At 65.9% G+C, this 17,476-nt stretch carries 14 protein-coding genes; 10 read left to right on the top strand and 4 right to left on the bottom strand.

Features of this window, described 5'->3' with window-relative positions; all coding sequences use genetic code 11:
* Window positions 1-53 precede the first annotated feature (53 nt).
* Window positions 54-668, bottom strand: coding sequence for a TetR/AcrR family transcriptional regulator (locus tag AC3WJE_RS09130; protein WP_493730469.1), 615 nt, complete (start codon window positions 666-668; stop codon window positions 54-56).
* 136 nt (window positions 669-804) lie between these two features.
* On the opposite strand from AC3WJE_RS09130, the gene AC3WJE_RS09125 reads away from it, so the two are divergent.
* The 8 genes from AC3WJE_RS09125 (at window position 805) to hemC (ending at window position 13,077) form a co-directional block, all read left to right on the top strand.
* Window positions 805-1,980, top strand: coding sequence for an efflux RND transporter periplasmic adaptor subunit (locus AC3WJE_RS09125; RefSeq protein ID WP_493730468.1), 1,176 nt, complete (start codon window positions 805-807; stop codon window positions 1,978-1,980).
* Window positions 1,981-1,995: 15 nt separating this feature from the next.
* Window positions 1,996-5,136, top strand: coding sequence for an efflux RND transporter permease subunit (locus AC3WJE_RS09120; RefSeq protein ID WP_493730467.1), 3,141 nt, complete (start codon window positions 1,996-1,998; stop codon window positions 5,134-5,136).
* Between the two features lie 2 nt (window positions 5,137-5,138).
* Entirely contained in the window at window positions 5,139-6,608 is a 1,470-nt protein-coding gene (locus AC3WJE_RS09115) for an efflux transporter outer membrane subunit (protein WP_493730466.1), read from the top strand.
* A complete protein-coding gene (locus AC3WJE_RS09110; protein WP_493730465.1) occupies window positions 6,608-7,234 on the top strand; it encodes a TetR/AcrR family transcriptional regulator in 627 nt (208 codons plus the stop codon). The genes AC3WJE_RS09115 and AC3WJE_RS09110 overlap by 1 nt, the downstream gene beginning before the upstream one ends.
* A gap of 437 nt (window positions 7,235-7,671) precedes the next feature.
* Entirely contained in the window at window positions 7,672-9,600 is a 1,929-nt protein-coding gene (mdoH, locus tag AC3WJE_RS09105) for a glucans biosynthesis glucosyltransferase MdoH (RefSeq protein WP_493730464.1), read from the top strand.
* Between the two features lie 885 nt (window positions 9,601-10,485).
* The gene (locus AC3WJE_RS09100) at window positions 10,486-11,151 is read left to right on the top strand and encodes an alpha/beta hydrolase (protein WP_493730463.1); all 666 of its coding nucleotides are present in this window, start codon (window positions 10,486-10,488) and stop codon (window positions 11,149-11,151) included.
* 171 nt (window positions 11,152-11,322) lie between these two features.
* On the top strand, window positions 11,323-12,051 hold the full coding sequence (locus AC3WJE_RS09095; protein WP_493730462.1) for a LytR/AlgR family response regulator transcription factor: 729 nt from the start codon (window positions 11,323-11,325) through the stop codon (window positions 12,049-12,051).
* A gap of 123 nt (window positions 12,052-12,174) precedes the next feature.
* The gene (gene hemC / locus AC3WJE_RS09090; protein WP_493730461.1) at window positions 12,175-13,077 is read left to right on the top strand and encodes a hydroxymethylbilane synthase; all 903 of its coding nucleotides are present in this window, start codon (window positions 12,175-12,177) and stop codon (window positions 13,075-13,077) included.
* Window positions 13,078-13,299: 222 nt separating this feature from the next.
* On the opposite strand, the gene AC3WJE_RS09085 is transcribed toward hemC, so the two are convergent.
* On the bottom strand, window positions 13,300-14,097 hold the full coding sequence (locus tag AC3WJE_RS09085; protein WP_493730460.1) for a DUF481 domain-containing protein: 798 nt from the start codon (window positions 14,095-14,097) through the stop codon (window positions 13,300-13,302).
* 164 nt (window positions 14,098-14,261) lie between these two features.
* Window positions 14,262-14,870, bottom strand: coding sequence for a hypothetical protein (locus tag AC3WJE_RS09080; protein ID WP_493730459.1), 609 nt, complete (start codon window positions 14,868-14,870; stop codon window positions 14,262-14,264).
* A 93-nt stretch (window positions 14,871-14,963) separates the two neighbouring features.
* Between AC3WJE_RS09080 and AC3WJE_RS09075 the strand changes: the two genes are divergently transcribed.
* Window positions 14,964-15,929 carry a helix-turn-helix transcriptional regulator gene (locus AC3WJE_RS09075; RefSeq protein ID WP_493730458.1) on the top strand — a complete coding sequence of 322 codons (966 nt, stop codon included), beginning with the start codon at window positions 14,964-14,966 and terminating at the stop codon, window positions 15,927-15,929.
* A gap of 473 nt (window positions 15,930-16,402) precedes the next feature.
* Here AC3WJE_RS09075 and AC3WJE_RS09070 read toward each other — a convergent pair whose 3' ends face one another.
* Window positions 16,403-16,978, bottom strand: coding sequence for a lipocalin family protein (locus AC3WJE_RS09070; RefSeq protein ID WP_493730457.1), 576 nt, complete (start codon window positions 16,976-16,978; stop codon window positions 16,403-16,405).
* A gap of 131 nt (window positions 16,979-17,109) precedes the next feature.
* Here AC3WJE_RS09070 and AC3WJE_RS09065 point away from each other — a divergent pair, with 131 nt between their 5' ends.
* A complete protein-coding gene (locus tag AC3WJE_RS09065; RefSeq protein ID WP_493730456.1) occupies window positions 17,110-17,421 on the top strand; it encodes a hypothetical protein in 312 nt (103 codons plus the stop codon).
* The last annotated feature ends 55 nt before the right edge of the window (window positions 17,422-17,476 follow it).

Genomic DNA, 17,476 nt, shown 5'->3' with positions numbered 1-17,476 from the left:
GGGGCGCTGCCGCTGCGGTTGGATATCCGGGATGAGCGATGGAACTGCTTGTTTCAGGGTGTTTCGGCAACACCGTAGCTGGCGAAGAAGCATTGCAGGGCACGTTGCGTGGCTGCGCTCAGATGTTCCTTGGTGGGGGATTTCAGCTTGCCGAACAGACGCGGCAGCAGGAACTCCGCGTCCAGCATCGACATGAGGTGCTGCGCGGCGAGCCGTGGATCGGCCTGCCGCAGATAGCCCTGGTCCATCTGTTGCCGGAGGAATGCGGCGAGCTGTTGGAGGATGCGCTCAGGGCCGTTCTCGTAGAACTTGACTCCGATCTCGGAGCGGCCGGCCACCTCGATGACCGTCCGCATCATGCGCACCGGGTCAGGCGAACAGAAGAAGCCGAGCAGTTCTTCGCCGAAGTGCTGCAACGCCACCGGCAGCGTGTCCCGGGTCTCGGACAGGGCACGGATGGCCGGCTGGATGAAACGTTCGGCCTTGCTGTGGGCCACCGCCAGGAACAGTTCTTCCTTGGAGGGGAAGTAGCCGTACAGGGTCCGCTTGGAGCCGCCTGCCCGGGTCGAGATCTGCGACATCGATGCACCTTCGAAGCCGGCCTCGAGGAACACCGCGGCGGCCGCTTCGATGATCGCTTCGCGCTTGGTTTCCGTTTTGACCCGCATGCCCGGCTCCCTGTGAAGGCGCCAAAAGTATACCGGGGTGGGCAGAAATAGATTGACCGGCCTCCCCGGGCATCATTAAGATACCAAACCGTACCGTTCTGTATTTACCCCTAACCCTCTGTCAGGAGATCTTCCTGTGCGTTCCGTCCCCACGTTGCGACTGCCGCTGCTCGTTGCCGCGGTTTCCGTTCTCCTGAGCGCCTGCGGCAGTCCGCCGGGTGGCCCGCCGCCGCCGGAAGGCACGCCGGTCATGGGGGTGATCACGTTGAAGCCGGAGCCGGTGACCCTGACCACCGCCTTGCCCGGACGCACGGTGCCGTACCTGATCGCCGAGGTGCGGCCACAGGTGGGCGGGCTGGTGCAGGCGCGCCAGTTCACCGAAGGCAGTGATGTGAAGGCCGGGCAGACGCTCTACCAGATCGACCCGTCCAGCTATCGGGCCAGCTACGACAACGCGGTGGCAACGCTGGCCAAGTCACAGGCCAACCTGCGCACCGCGCGGCTGAAGGCCGATCGTTACAAGGAACTGGTCGCGATCAAGGCCATCAGCGAACAGGACGGTGACGACACCATCGCCGCGCTGGGCCAGGCCGAGGCCGATGTGGCCGCTGGCAAGGCCAGTGTCGAGAGCGCACGCATCAATCTGGCCTATGCGCGCGTGGACGCGCCGATCTCGGGCCGGATCGGCCGTTCCAGCGTGACCCAGGGGGCGCTGGTCACCGCCAGTCAGGCCGATGCACTGGCCACCATCCAGCAGTTGGACCCGATCTACGTGGACGTGACCCAGTCCAGCACCTCGCTGCTGCGGCTCAAGCAGGCATTGGCGAGCGGCGAGCTGGAGAAGACCCGCGATGGTGCCGCCAAGGTGCAACTGATGCTCGAAGACGGCAGCCCGTATCCGCAGGAAGGCCATCTGGCGTTCTCGGACGTGACGGTCGACAAGACCACCGGCGCGGTCACGCTGCGTGCGGTGTTCCCCAATCCCAACGCCGACCTGTTGCCGGGCATGTATGTGCGCGCGGTGCTGCAGGAAGGTGTGGACAAGCAGGGTCTGCTGGTGCCGCAGCGGGCGGTGTTGCGTAACGGTGCGGGCAAGCCGACCGCTTTCGTGGTGGGCAGCGACCACAAGTTGAAGCTGCGCACGCTGGAAACCGAGCGTGCGGTGGGCGACCAATGGCTGGTGCGCAGCGGCGTGAAACCCGGTGATGTGCTGGTGGTCGATGGCCTGCCGCGTGCCCGTGACGGCATCGAGGTCAAGACCGTGCCCTGGCAGCCCGGCGTCAAGCCGGCCGCGGCCAGCGGCCAGCGCTGAGGACGCCTGACCGCCATGGCACGTTTCTTCATCGATCGCCCGATTTTCGCGTGGGTGCTGGCCATCGTCGTGATGCTGGCCGGCATCCTGTCCATCTCCATCCTGCCCATCGCCCAGTACCCGGCCATCGCGCCGCCGGCGGTGGCGGTCACGGCCAATTACCCGGGCGCTTCGGCCCAGACCCTGGAAGACACCGTCACCCAGGTCATCGAGCAGAAGATGAAGGGCCTGGACCGGCTCAGCTACATCGCCTCCACCAGTGAGTCCAGTGGCCAGGTCACCATCACCCTGACCTTCGAGAACGGTACCGATCCGGATACCGCGCAGGTCCAGGTGCAGAACAAGCTGTCGTTGGCCACGCCGCTGTTGCCGCAGGAAGTGCAGCAACAGGGCGTGACCGTGACCAAGTCCGCCACCAACTTCCTCAACGTGCTGGCCTTCACTTCCGAAGACGGCAGCATGAACGAATCGGACCTGTCGGACTACGTCGCGGCCAACGTGCAGGATGCGATCAGCCGCGTCGAGGGCGTGGGCGATACCACGCTTTTCGGTTCGCAGTACTCGATGCGGGTATGGCTGGATCCGAACAAGCTCACCAGCTTCAACCTGACCCCGCTGGACGTCAGCACCGCCATCCAGGCGCAGAACGCGCAGGTATCGGCCGGCCAGCTCGGCGCGCTGCCGGCGGCGGCCAACCAGCAGATCAACGCCACGATCACTGCGCAGACGCGGTTGCGGACCGCGGCGGAGTTCGAGGACATCCTGCTGCGCACGCAGTCCGACGGATCGCAGGTGCGCCTGCGTGATGTTGCACGCATCGAACTGGCCGCCGAGAACTACAACAGCGTTGGCCGTTACAACGGCAAGCCGGCCGCAGGCCTGGCGATCAAGCTGGCCTCCGGCGCCAACGCGCTGGACACGGTGCGCGGCATCGACGCCAAGCTCGATGAGCTGCAGAAGTTCTTCCCGCCGGGCATGAAGGTGCAGAAGCCCTACGACACCACGCCGTTCGTGCGCATCTCCATCGAGGAGGTCGTGCGCACGCTGGTCGAGGCGGTGGTGCTGGTGTTCCTCGTGATGTACCTGTTCCTGCAGAACTTCCGCGCCACGCTGATCCCGACGATTGCCGTGCCGGTGGTGCTGCTGGGCACCTTCGGCGTGCTGGCGGCGTTCGGTTTCACCATCAATACGTTGACCATGTTCGCGATGGTGTTGGCGATCGGCCTGCTGGTGGACGATGCGATCGTGGTGGTGGAGAACGTCGAGCGCGTGATGGCCGAGGATGGCCTGTCACCCAAGGAGGCCACGCGCAAATCGATGGGGCAGATCACCGGCGCGCTGGTTGGCGTGGCGCTGGTGTTGGCAGCGGTATTCGTGCCGATGGCGTTCTTCGGCGGCTCCACGGGCGTGATCTACCGCCAGTTCTCAATCACGATCGTGTCCGCGATGACGCTGTCGGTATTGGTGGCGATGGTGCTGACGCCGGCATTGTGCGCCACGCTGCTCAAGCCGATCGCGCCCGGTCACCACGAGAAGAAGGGCTTCTTTGGATGGTTCAACCGGGTGTTCGATCGCGGCAACCATCGCTACCAGGGCGTGGTGCGCCACATGCTGGGCAAGAAGCGGCGCTACATGGTGGTGTATGCGGGATTGCTGGCGCTGGTGGTGCTGGGTTTCAGCAAGCTGCCGGTCGGCTTCCTGCCTGACGAGGACCAGGGCACGCTGTTTGGACTGGTGCAGTTGCCGCCGGGTGCCACCCACGAGCGCACGCTTGCGGTGATCGAGCAGATCGAGCACCACTTCCTGGTCGACCAGAAGGATTCGGTCGATGGCATGTTCGCGGTACCCGGCTTCAGCTTTGCCGGTAGCGGCCAGAACGTGGCGTTGCTCTTCGTCAAGCTGAAGCCCTGGGACCAGCGCACCCGCAGGGACCAGAGCGTGACCGGCGTGGCGGCCAAGGCCGGCGCGTTCTTCAGCACCATCCGCGATGCCAGGGTCTTCGCCTTCGCACCGCCGGCGGTGTCGGAGCTGGGCAATGCCACCGGTTTCGATCTGATGCTGCAGGATCGTGCCAACCTCGGCCATGCCGCGCTGATGCAGGCGCGTGACCAGTTGCTGGCCGAGCTGTCCAAGGACAAGCGCCTGGTGGCGGTGCGTCCCAATGGCCAGGAGGATGCACCGGAATTCAAGTTGGAGATCGACCCGCACAAGGCCGAGGCGATGGGGGTGTCGATCGACGACATCAACAACACCTTCTCCATGGCCTGGGGCAGCCGCTACGTCAACGATTTCATCGACAAGGGCCGCGTCAAGAAGGTGATGCTGCAGGCCGACGCGCCGTTCCGCATGCTGCCGGAGGACATCGACCGCTGGTACGTGCGCAACAGTGCCGGCGACATGGTGGCCTTCACCTCGTTCGCCACCGCCAGCTGGTCGTCCGGCTCGCCTCGCCTGGAGCGCTACAACGGCATGCCGTCGGTGGAGATCCTGGGCATGGCGATGCCGGGTGCGGCGTCGAGCGGCCAGGCGCTGGCGATCGTCGAGGCGGCGGTGGCCAAACTGCCGCCGGGCATCGGCTACGAATGGACCGGCCTGTCCAAGCAGGAAAAGGCCTCCACCGGTCAGACCGGCATGCTGTACGGGTTGTCGATCCTGATCGTGTTCCTGTGCCTGGCGGCGTTGTACGAGAGCTGGTCGATTCCGTTCTCGGTGATCCTGGTGGTGCCGCTGGGTGTGTTCGGCGCGCTGATCGGTGCGGTGCTGACCTGGAAGATGAACGACGTGTACTTCCAGGTGGGCCTGCTGACCACGATCGGTCTGGCCTGCAAGAACGCGATCCTGATCGTCGAGTTCGCCAAGGAGCTGCACGAGGGCGGCAAGAGCCTGATCGAGTCGGCGCTGGAAGCGGCGCGCATGCGCCTGCGGCCGATCCTGATGACCTCGCTGGCATTCGTGCTTGGCGTGGTGCCGCTGGTGCTGGGTAGCGGCGCCGGTGCCGGTGCCCAGAATGCGCTGGGCAACGCCGTGGTCGGCGGCATGCTTTCGGGCACGATCCTGGCGATCTTCTTCGTGCCGTTGTTCTTCGTGCTGGTGAGCGGCCTGTTCAAGCGCCGCGACAGGCTCGATGCACCGGTTGCACACGTGGCGGAGCACTGACCATGGCGACGATCCGCAACACGCTGTTCATCGCCATCGCGGCATCCGGACTGTTGTCGGGGTGCACGCTGGCGCCGCGCTACACCCGGCCCGATGCACCGGTGCCGGCGACCTTCGCCACCGCAGGCGAGGGGGCCGGCGATACGGCGGCACCTGTTGCCGACATCGGCTGGCGCGAGGTCTTCACCGATCCTGCGTTGCAGCAGGTCATCGCGCTGGCGTTGGACAACAACCGCGACCTGCGCGTGGCGGCGCTCAACATCGAGGTGGCACGCGCGCAGTACCGCGTGCAGCGCGCCGCGCTGGCGCCCGCTCTGGAGGTCGCCGGCAGCGGCAGTGGCAGCCGCACGCCGGGTGACCTGTCGAGCAGCGGACAGGCGCAGGTGGCGCACAGCTACAGCGCGACGCTGGGCTTCAGCGCCTACGAACTGGATCTGTTCGGACGCGTGCGCAGCCTCAAGGCGCAGGCGCTGCAGGAATTCCTCTCCACCGTCGAGGCCCGCCGCAGTACCCAGATCAGCCTGGTCTCCCAGGTCGCCACCGCCTATCTGACCCTGGCGGCCGATCAGGACCTGCTGCAGCTGGCGCAATCCACGCTCACCAGCCAGCAGGCCAGCTACCAGTTGCAGCAGCGCAGTTTCGAGCTGGGGGCGGCCTCGGCCCTGGTCCTGCGGCAGGCGCAGACCACGGTGGAGAGCGCCCGCGTGGACGTGGAGCGTTACACCGCGCAGGTGGCGCAGGATCGCAACGCGCTGACCCTGCTGGTCGGCACCGCGGTGCCGGCGGAGCTGTGGCCGGCCACGTTGCCGGGCACGGCCGAGGCCGAGGGCAACGTACTGGCGACGATACCGGCGGGGCTGTCCTCGCAACTGCTGCAGTACCGGCCGGACATCCTGGAGGCCGAGCACGACCTGCGCGCGGCCAATGCCAACATCGGCGCCGCGCGCGCGGCGTTCTTCCCGAGCATCAGCCTTACCGCCTCGGCCGGAAGCGCCAGTTCGGGCCTGTCCGGGCTGTTCGATGCCGGCTCCGGCAGCTGGAGTTTCGTGCCGAGCATATCGATCCCGATCTTCAACGCCGGGCGCAATCGCGCCAACCTGGACATGGCCGTCGCCAATCGCGACATCGAGGTTGCTCGCTACGAGCAGGCCATCCAGACCGCGTTCCGTGAGGTATCCGACGCGCTGGCCGAACGCGATACGCTCGGTCGCCAGCTGCAGGCGCAGCAGGCGCTGGTGGAGGCGTCCACCGACAGCTTCCGGCTCTCCCATGCCCGTTTCGAACGCGGCGTGGACAGCTACCTCAGCGAACTGGACGCGCAGCGCTCGCTCTACAGCGCGCAACAGACGCTGATCAGCACGCGCCTGCAGCGCTTCACCAACCTGGTGACGTTCTACAAGGCCATGGGCGGCGGTTGGACGCAACAGGCGGTGGGAGGAACCGGAACTCCCACCGCCACGGCGGCCCCCTGATGGCCATGCGACCGCTGGTGCGGGAGGGGGATGCCAGGCGCGGCAAGCGCAGGGCGGTGATGGAGGCCGCCTGCGATCTTTTCGTCCGTCACGGGTTCGACCACACCACCATGGATGCGATTGCCAATGGCGCAGGCGTTTCCAAGGTGACGGTGTATTCGTACTTCGACGACAAGGACAGCCTGTTCCGTGCGGTGCTGGAAGTACTGTCGCAGGAAGTGGCCGACGGTTGGACGCGCTTGCTGGATGCAGAAGGATCGCTCCAGCAACGCCTGACCACGGTCGCACTCGGGATACTGGACGCGGAAGACATGGAGCGGTCGGTGCCGGGCGGTGCGCTGCGGCCACACCGGACAACCTCGTCGATGGTGTTCGCCGATGCGCTGAGAGCACAGCGCTTCCAGTCCTACGATGGCGCGATGCAGGGCGTGCTGCGGCAGGCGGTGGACGAAGGAGCCCTCGTCATCGAGGATGTCGGCCATGCCTCGGCACAGTTCTTCGGCCTGATCCTGGGAGGAGTGACCGGACTGACCAGGCCCGGGAACGCGGGCGATGTGCCTGAGCACAGCCCCGATGCCTATGTCGCCAGCTGCGTGGCGATGTTCATCCGGGCCTATCGTCGATGAGCAGGCTGTGGTCCTGTCGAGCAGGATCCGTTGTAGCGACGAGTCCGGAGAACGTGATGAGAGCGCCTCGGGCGCAGGCTCCTGGGCCGGAATCAAGACACAGACCACAGCTGGACCGATGACCACAAGCGTTGCTGCCATACGCGCGTGGATGCCAATATCGACGCGTTGGGGCGGCGTTTGGGCAATCGGGCGTAGTCTGCCGCGCGGAGCACCGGGAGGGGCGCTCCAGGCGGCGGGCCGGCGTTTCGCGCCCGCATTACGGTTGGATGTCTAGGATTGGCAGCGATCCTGTGTCGCGGTCGAGGAGCATGTGTGCGTCGAAGTGATCAAGCGTCTATCCGGTGCGGGCTTCCGCACCGCCGGTGCCTCTCCCACCAAGGCCGGTCCGTCGGCGACGGCGTGGTGACGATGTCCATCGCGATCGGAGGCAGGGCATGACGACGTACGCGAATGCCGCGGTGACCACCGAAGCCAAGCCGCTCGATGCCGGCCAGGCGGTGCTGCCGCTGGAATCGCCACTGCTGATGCCCGAGCAGTCCTTGCGCGAAGGTGATCTGCAGGTTCCGCACCAGCGCACCTCCCCCCCCGGCATGGGGCTGCGACGTTTCTACCTGTTCGGCGGCACCGCGGCGGCGACCCTGGTTGCCAGTTGGCTGATGCTCAACGTGATGTGGCCGGGTGGCATCAACGTGCTTGAAGCCTGCCTGCTGGGGCTGTTCGTGCTGCTGTTCGCCTGGATCGCGATGTCGTTCGCAAGCGCGGTGGCCGGTTTCGTCACGGTCGTGTTCGGGGCCGGACGCAAGCTCGGCATCGATCCGGACGCGCCGCTGCCGCAGCTGCGCACGCGCACCGCGCTGCTGATGCCCACCTACAACGAGGATCCGCGCCGCCTGCTTGCGGGCCTGCAGGCGATCTACGAGTCGGTGGCCGAGACCGGGCAGCTCGACCGCTTCGATTTCTTCGTACTCAGCGATACCACCAAGGAGCCGATCGGCCGTGCCGAGGAGCAGGTCTACGCCGAGCTGTGCGACGCGGTCGGCGGCCATGGCCGGATCTTCTATCGACGCCGCGCCGACAACGGCGGCCGCAAGGCCGGCAACATCGCCGACTGGGTGCGCCGCTTCGGCGGCAACTATCCGCAGATGCTGATCCTCGACGCCGACAGCCTGATGACCGGCGACACCATCGTGCGGCTGGTCGACGGCATGGAGCGCAACCCGGACGTCGGCCTGATCCAGACCGTGCCCGAAGTGGTCAACGGCCGCACCGTGTTCGCGCGCATGCAGCAGTTCGCAGGGCGCGTGTATGGCCCGGTGGTGGCTTACGGTGTGGCCTGGTGGCACGGTGCCGAGAGCAATTACTGGGGCCACAACGCGGTGATCCGCACGCTTGCCTTCGCCGAGAACGCGGGCTTGCCGGCATTGCCGGGGCGGCGCCCGTTTGGTGGGCACGTGCTCAGTCACGACTTCGTCGAAGCGGCGTTGATGCGTCGCGGCGGCTGGGCCACGCACATGGTGCCGTACCTGTCCGGCAGCTACGAGGAAGGCCCGCCGACCCTGACCGATCTGCTGATCCGCGACCGACGCTGGTGCCAGGGCAACCTGCAGCACGCCAAGATCGTCACCACGCCGGGCCTGCACTGGGTCAGCCGCATGCACATGATGATCGGCATCGGCCACTACTTCACCGCGCCGATGTGGGCGATGTTGATGCTGATCGGCGTGGCGATCCCGCTGCTGGGACGCGATGCCATCGACCTTGCTGCCGAGATCCCGTTCTCGCCGATGCGCTACTGGCATGCGCGCGGTGACAACAGCATGTTGTGGGTGTTCGTGTTCACGATGAGCGTGCTTCTGGCGCCCAAGATGCTGGGCTATCTGGCGCTGTTGTTCGACAGCAAGGAACGCCGCGCCTGCGGCGGTGCCGTGCGCGCGCTGCTGAGCATCCTGATCGAGACGCTGCTGGCGGCGCTGATGGCGCCGGTGGTGATGTACCGGCAGTCGCGCGGCGTGGCCGAGGTGCTGGCCGGCAAGGACTCCGGCTGGGACGCACAGCAGCGCGATGACGACAAGATTTCCTGGCCGACCTTGATTCGTGGTTACGGTGGATTGAGTCTGTTCGGGTTGATGGCCGGCTGGATGGCGTATGAGGTTTCGCCGTCGTTGGCGGCGTGGATGGCGCCTGTGATCATCGGCATGGTGGTGTCGATTCCGGTGGTGGCGCTGACTTCGCAGCGCGGTGTGGGGGATGCGCTTTCGCGGTGGGGGGTGTTTCGGATTCCGGAGGAGACTGCGCCGCCGCGGGTGTTGGTGCGGGCGATCGAGTTGCGTCGTGCTGCTGCGCAGTTGCCGCCGTTGTTTTGATGGGGGTTTTCTTGCGTCGCTGCTGAGTGTTTTTCGGTAGTTGAAGCGCTCCATGACAGTTTGATGGTCGTGGCGGGTAATGGCGGATTGCGTGGGGATTGGGCGCTGTCCACTGCACCTCTCTACCGTCGTCCCCGCGAAGGCGGGGATCCAGCGACTCCCACGCCATCTATCTACCGTCATCCCCGCGAAGGCGGGGATCCAGTGACTTCCTAGCCATCTCTCTACCTTCATCCCCGCGAAGGCAGGGATCCAGCGTCTTCCTAGCCATCTCTCTACCGTCATCCCCGCGACGCGGGAGCGAAGATCCATGGGCGTTCGCGCAGGGGTAGAGTGGAGCTCGCTCCACTGCTCTTGCGTTTGATTTGCTGTTGAAAGGAACAGCAACAGCAACTTCAACAGCAAAGGCTTTCGCTCCTTCGGAGCGAGTTACCTTTCTTTGCTCGTGCAAAGAAACGTAACCCAAAGAAACACGCCCCAGTCCTCGCGCCCTTCGCTGCGCTACGGGTTCACTCCGCCAACGGGATTTTCTGACGCGGCATCCATGCCGCGGCAGAAAACGACGCACATCCATGTGCGTCGCCCTTCGGGTTTTTCCCGCTGGCTCCGTCGCTGCGGATGGGGGCCCCGAAAAAGCCAAAGTCAAAGGCAGAGCAAAAGCAAAATCACGGCAACGGCAACGGCAACGGCAACGGCCACAGCCACAGCCACAGCCACAGCTACAGCAATCTCTCCCCCGTCGTTCCCGCGCAGGCGGGGACCCAGCGACTTACGACCCAATCAAGAGGTCACTGATCGCTCGGCAGCTACGGAATGCCCCAGTGATGCGATGGCATCCCCCCCACCCAGGCATAATCCGCCTCAATCGATCACTGGGAAATCCGAATGCTGGACGTGCTTGAACGCGAAACCGGGGCTGCGCCGCAGTGGAGTGTGTTGTGGTTGCACGGTCTCGGTGCCGATGGGCATGACTTCGCGCCGATCGTGCCGGAGTTGGTGCGGCCGGATTGGCCGGCGTTGCGTTTCGTGTTTCCGCACGCGCCGGTGCGGCCGATCACGATCAACAACGGGGTGCGGATGCGTGGTTGGTACGACATCGTCGGCATGGATTTCGCCAACCGCGCCGATGCCGGGGGTATCGAGGCCTCCATCGTCGAAGTGGAGGCGTTGATCGCGCGCGAGCAGGCACGCGGGATTCCGCCGGAGCGCGTGCTGTTGGCCGGGTTCTCGCAGGGCGGTGCGATCACGCTTGCCGCCGGGTTGCGGCGCACCACGCCGCTGGCCGGTCTGATCGCGCTGTCGACCTACCTGCCGGATGCCGCCACGGCGGCGGCCAGCAGCGTGCCGGGGGCCGCGCGTCAGCCGGTCTTCATGGCACATGGAGCGAGCGATCCGGTGGTCGCGCAGCCTTACGCCGTGCAGAGCGCGCAGGTGCTGCGCGAGCTGGGTTTCGAGGTGGAGTGGCACAGCTATCCGATGGCCCATCAGGTCTGCGCCGAGGAGATACACGCGCTCGGTGAGTGGATGGGACGACGTTTCGCTGCCACATAGGTGTGATGTCGCGCGCAGTGAATGCGAAACGGCGTGCGCCGAGCCGGCGCCGGCAAGCATCGCGCACCGGCGGATCAGCCATTTCGACCGCAGGCGAAGATGACGGCCGGTCGAAACCGCGGCTACTATGGCTTGGGGGGATCGTGTTGCCGCTGAAACGAGGGGAAGCCGTTGAGGGTGCTGATCGCGGACGATGAACCGTTGGCGCGTGAGCGTTTGCGCTCGCTGTTGGCGACGCATGCCAGTGTGCAGGTGGTCGGCGAAGCGGAGAACGGTGAGCAGGCGCTGCACCTGTGCGAGCAGCAGCAACCCGATCTGGTGTTGCTCGACATCGCGATGCCCGGCCTGGATGGGCTGCAGACCGCGCGCCATCTACTGGATTTCCAGCCACGGCCGGCGGTGGTGTTCTGTACCGCCTATGACGAACACGCACTGTCGGCCTTCGACGCGGCGGCGATCGATTACTTGATGAAGCCGGTGCGGCCGGAGCGGCTGTCGGCGGCGCTGGAGCGTGCCAGCACCTTCGTGGCCGGGCGCACGAAGGTGCCGCCGCTCCTATCGGCACGCGCGCGCAGTCATCTGTGCGCGCGTCTGCGCGGCAGCCTGCGGTTGATTCCGATCGGGGACATCCGCTTCCTGCAGGCCGAGGAAAAGTACGTGGTGGTCCACCATGCGCGCGGCGAGGACTTGATCGAGGAATCGCTCAAGGCGCTGGAGGACGAGTTCCACGAACAGCTGGTGCGCATCCATCGCAACTGCCTGGTGGCACGCAGTGAACTGGTGGAACTGCGCCGCAATGGCGATGGTCAGTTCCACGCGGTGCTGCGCAACGTCGCACAGTCGCTGGAAGTGAGCCGGCGCTGCGTGGCCGGCTTGCGTGAGCAGCTACGCGGTATTTAGGCGAGTCCCTCGCAAGAGCACGGCACATCCATGTGCCGGGATTTAAAGGGCGACTCCCTGGCAAGAGCTCACATATCCACATGCGGGGATTCAATGGGGCGGCCGGTCAGCGATAATGCCGGCATGACCAGCCTGCGCATCGCTACCCGCAAGAGTCCGCTCGCCCTGTGGCAGAGCGAACACGTCGCCGCACGGCTGCGGTTGCTTCATCCAGGCATCGAGGTCGTGCTGGTGCCGATGAGCACGCGCGGCGACGAGGTGTTGGACCGTTCGCTGGCGGCGATTGGCGGCAAAGGGCTATTCCTGAAGGAACTGGAGCTGGCGATGCTGCGCGGTGAAGCCGACTGCGCGGTGCATTCGCTGAAGGACGTGCCGATGGAGCTGGACGCGCCGTTCGTGCTGCCGGCGATCCTGGAGCGTGCCGATCCGGCCGATGCGCTGATTTCCAATCACTACCATTCGTTGGATGCGCTGCCGTCAGGCGCGCGCGTGGGGACCTCATCGTTGCGGCGCCAGGCGCAGTTGCGCGCGTTGCGTCCGGACCTGCATCTGCTGGACCTGCGCGGCAACGTCAACACGCGCCTGGCCAGGCTCGACGACGGGGGGTACGACGCGATCGTGCTGGCCTGCGCGGGCCTGCAGCGGCTGGGCCTGGAACAACGGATCAGCGCCCGGCTGGCGCCACCGGACTGGTTGCCGGCGCCGGCGCAGGGGGCGATCGCGGTGGAATGCCGCGATGACGACGCATCGATCAAAGCGCTGCTGGCGGCACTGGACGATGCCGGCACACGTATATGCGTGGAAGCGGAGCGGGCGATGAACCTCGCGCTGCACGGCAGCTGTCATGTGCCGGTGGCCGCGTTCGCGCAGGCCGACGCGGATGGGCTGCGGCTGCAAGGCCTGGTCGGCGATGCCAGCAATGGCATGCTGGTGCGCGCCGAGGCGCTGGACACCGAACCGCAACGGCTGGGGCGCGAGGTCGCCCGGCAGTTGCTGGAGGCTGGGGCAGGGGAACTGCTGGGCTGAGATCGGTCTGCGTTCTGAGTGGCGATAGGTTGGAGAGGGCAAATGAATACTTGCCTTGGTGCTTAACAGAACACGTCATCCCCGCGAAGGCGGGGATCCAGTGCCTTCGCTTTCCCTGTGCAAAAGTCGCTGGGTCCCCGCCTTCGCGGGGACGACGGTTGTTTTTTGGGTGGGGGTTCTCTTGGAGGGCTGCGATGGCTCACACCCACCCACACCAGCGCCTTACTTGAAGGTATAGACCAGATTGACCGTAGTCAGCGTATCGGTCTTCTTGTCGTCATCGCTGACGTCGCTGTTGTGGCGCAGCTGCCAGGCTGCCTTCAGCGCGAAATGCGAGTTCATGCTGACCTGCACGCCGAAATCGTTCTGCGCGTAGGTGTTGTAGCTGCCGGCTTCGATCAGCAGCGTGTTGATCAGGTCGGTGTTGGGGGTGAGCATGTACTTGAGGTCGATCAGGCTGCGGCCGATCAGGCCGGTTTCCTCCTGGTCTTCCTCGCGGTTGTGCGCGCGGCGCACACCGGGACCGATCTGCGCATCCAGATAGAAGCGCTCCAGGTCGATCAGACGCGTGCCGTAGCCGATACCGAAGGTGGCCAGCCGGTCGTAGGTGGCGAAGTCGTCGTGTTCGTAACGGCCGGTGGCGGTCAGCTGGCGGTGTTCGCCCAACTGCAGCGCGCTGCCGGCGGCGGCGGTGTAACGCTGGGCCGTGGTCTGGCGGTCGCGGGTGACGCTGCCGTCGTCGTTGGTGGTGGTGTACTCGGCGCTGGAGCGCAGGACGGTGCCGTCGAAGCTGTGGATCCAGTCGCCGTCGGTGTAGCGCAGCTTGATCTTGCCGTTGAGGCTGTCGGTGGTGCTGTTGCCGTGCGCCGAGGCGTAGCCGAGTTCGCCGGCGCTGCCGCTCCAGGGCGAGGGGATCACCACCGCGGCCGGATCCGACGGTGCCGGCGGCACGGCCTGTGACCAGGCGGCGGGCGCGACGAGCAGCAGCGAAAGCACGGACAGCGGGACACGACGTGACATAGCGGTAATTCCCCGGGTATTCAGGAAAGAAGGGTTGGAAGCGATTCCATCATAACGGAACCTTCATGTCGGTCCGCCCGCGGGCGTGGGCCGGTTTCATGTGCCGTTCCGTTGCGGCGGCCGGCACGAAGGCGCAGCACGGACACATCCTCGGACCGGAATGCTCAGGGCGCAGAGATCACCAGGGTGGGGTCGTTGAAACGTGAGTAGTCGAGGGTGACGGTGACCGGGGCGGCCTGAGGTTGCGCCGGCCCGGTGCGTACGATGCGCCGCGGCAGGCCATCGCGGCCGATCCAGTACAGGATGCCCGTCTGCTCGACATTGGCGTGCCGCACCCGGTACTTGCGTGCCGGTTGGCCGTCGATGTTGTCCTCGCCCAGCGCCTCCACCTTCAGCTCGTCGTGGCGCCCGTCCAGGAGCAGCGGATCGCGCCACTGCGCGAACTGTTGCCCCAGCTGCGGCAGCACCCGCCCCTTTTTATCGGCGTCGCCCAGGTACAGGGTGTCGCCGATGATGGTCGAGGTGCCTTGCGGCATCTGCACCCGGTAACGGTCGGGCGCGACGAAGTCCAACTGCATGTGCTGCGGCTGTGGTCCGTCCATCCGTACGCTGGCATGGAAGCTGCGGGCGGCGAGGAAGTGGTCGATCGAGGTGAGCACTGCCTGAGTGGGCGTCTGGTTCACCGCGCTGGCCGCCGGAGTCGGTGGCGTGGGCGAACAGGCGCAGAGGGCGAGGCACAGGGCAAGCGAGGCGGCGCGGGCAGGGTTGGACATCGGCAGGCGGTCGGTCAGGGGCGCTCAAGATAACGGAAGCGTTCTGTCGGGTCCGGGCACGCCATTGCCGCGTGAGTCGGACATAATCGGCGCATGGACCGCTACGAACGCATCAATGCCCTGCACCGCCATCTCAAGGCGGCCCGCTACCCGGTGACGGTGGCGCGGTTGCAAGAGGAGCTTGGCTGTTCCCGTGCCACCGTCTACCGCGACCTGGCGTTCCTGCGCGATGCGCTGATGGCGCCGGTGGAGGGTGACGGCGAGGCCGGCTTCCGCTATGCCGCCGCCGAGACCGATCGTTTCGAGCTACCCGGCCTGTGGCTCAGCTCCGAGGAATTGCACGCACTGCTGGCTTCGCAGCAACTGCTTGCGCGTACCGGTGGCGGGGTGCTGTCCGGCGTGTTGGCGCCGCTGCAGCAGCGCATCGAATCATTGCTGGCCGCGCAGGCCGGCGTCACCAGTTGGCCGGTGGACCGGGTGCGGGTGATTCCGCACCGTGGCCGCAAGCTCGATGAAGCCAGTTTCCGCACCGTCGCTTCGGCGGTGCTGGAGCGCAAGCAGCTGGGCTTCGATTACCGTGCGCGTTCGACCGACGAGGCGACCAAGCGCACGGTCTCGCCGCAGCGGATCACCCACTATCGCGACAACTGGTATCTCGATGCCTGGGATCACGGCCGCGAGGGCGTGCGCAGCTTCGCGGTGGATCGCATCCACCATGCGCGGCTGCTCGATGGGACAGCGCGTGATGTCCCCGACAGCGAGCTGGATGAGCAGTTGGCTGCCAGCTACGGCATTTTCTCCGGCGCGCCCAAGGGCTGGGCGACGATCGTGTTCAGTGCCAAGGCGGCGCGTTGGGTGGCCGATGAGCATTGGCATTCCAAGCAGCAGGGGCGCTTCTTGCCGGATGGCCGTTATGAGCTGAAGGTGCCGTACAGCGTGTCGCGTGAGCTGTTGATGGATGTGCTGCACTACGGGTCGGATGCGGAGATCGTCGAGCCCAAGTCGTTGCGGGAGCAGGCCAAGGCGTTGTTGTCGTTGGCGTTGAGTAATTACGAGTAGGCGGGGCTTTCATTGCCTTTTCGGGGGTTGCTGCTCTTGCCGTTTGATTTACTGTTGAAGGCAACAGCAACAGCAACAGCAACAGCCGAGGCTTTCGCTCCTTCGGAGCGAGTTACCTTTCTTTGCTCGTGCAAAGAAACGTAACCCAAAGAAACACGCCCCAGTCCTCGCGCCCTTCGCTGCGCTACGGGTCCACTGCGCCAGCGGGATTTTCTGACGCGGCATCCATGCCGCGGCAGAAAACGACGTGCATCCATGCACGTCGCCCTTCGGGTTTTTCCCGCTGGCTCCGTCGCTGTGGATGGGGGCCCCGGAAAGGCGGAGAGCAAAGTCAAAATCACGAGCAACCGCAACCGCAACCGCAACCGCAACGGCCGGGCCTCGGGCTTGGCTGATCGGGGATTAGGTTCTAGCGGAGCCCCGAAAGGGGATGCAAACACAAGCCCCGCGCTATGCGGTGCGCGGGTGAGCTGTCAGGGGTCTTTCGGCGAGGCGAAGCCCAGCTTGTCGACCTGGTCGGGATGCTGTGGCACGCGCTGCAGCTTGTCGGTGTACACGCCGTAATCGTCGCGCAGTTTGGCGACCAGGGTGCGGTACTGCTCGATGCTCATGTCGGGCGAGCGGGCGAAGATCCATGCCAGGTCGCGGCCCGGCCATGACAGCAATATCCAGGAGTAATCCGGAGCGACTTCCAGGATGCGTTGCCGGGTCGGGACGATCCGGTAGAACCACACCCGCCAGTCGCGGTTGTCGCTGTCCTCGGCGACCGTGGCGCGGGCATGGGTTTCCTGTTCCGGCTTGCCGAAGCCCTCGCGATAGACATAGCGGATGCCGACCTTGCCGTCCTCGCGCAAGGTGTATTCGTCACGGCTGGCGACGTGGCCGCGCTCGACCGGGTTGGGTGTCCGGGCGATCACGTACCAGGTGCCCATCAACTTCTGCAGGTCCAGTGGCGCCGATTTCGCGGCGGAAGTGGAGTCCTGTGCCTGCGCCAGGGGCAGGCTGGTGGCGAACAGTAATGCTAGGGCAATCCGGGCAATCAGTCGCATCGCGGGTGTCGGTGAGGGACGGTGAACCTGCACCATAGACTGCGCAGGAGTTAAGTTCATGGCAATGGTAGGTCGCAATCGGTGAGATGGCGATGGGTCAGGGTGACATACCTTCCCAGTGGAGTCCTGCCATGCGTTCCATGCCCCGTTCCCTGTCCTGCCGTCCCGATCCGCGCGTGCTGCGCCCGGTCCGCCAGCTCGCGCTGGCCGGTCTGGCGCTGGTGTTGGTCTGGCCGGCGGCGCGCGGCCACAGCCTGTGGCTGGGCTGGTTGCCGTTGTGGCTGGTCGGCATGCCGGGCGTGGCTTGGTGGGCGCTGCTCGGTTTTCCGTTGCCGCGTCTGGGCCGGCCAGTGGTACGCACGACGCCGGGTCGCCGTACCCGCGCGCCGCAGGCCCGGCGCTGGCGGCGCGGGACGCCGAGCTTGCCGGCAAAGGCGGCCTGACCTTCGGCAGGCGGCTGCTTCCAAGGGCTGTGCTAGCGTTTGGCGATCGTTTTCA

It is taken from the genome of Pseudomonas sp. GW821-FHT07E12, assembly GCF_058986605.1.
Note: the sequence above shows the minus strand (reverse complement) of the source record. Positions and strands in the feature narration are given on the sequence as shown.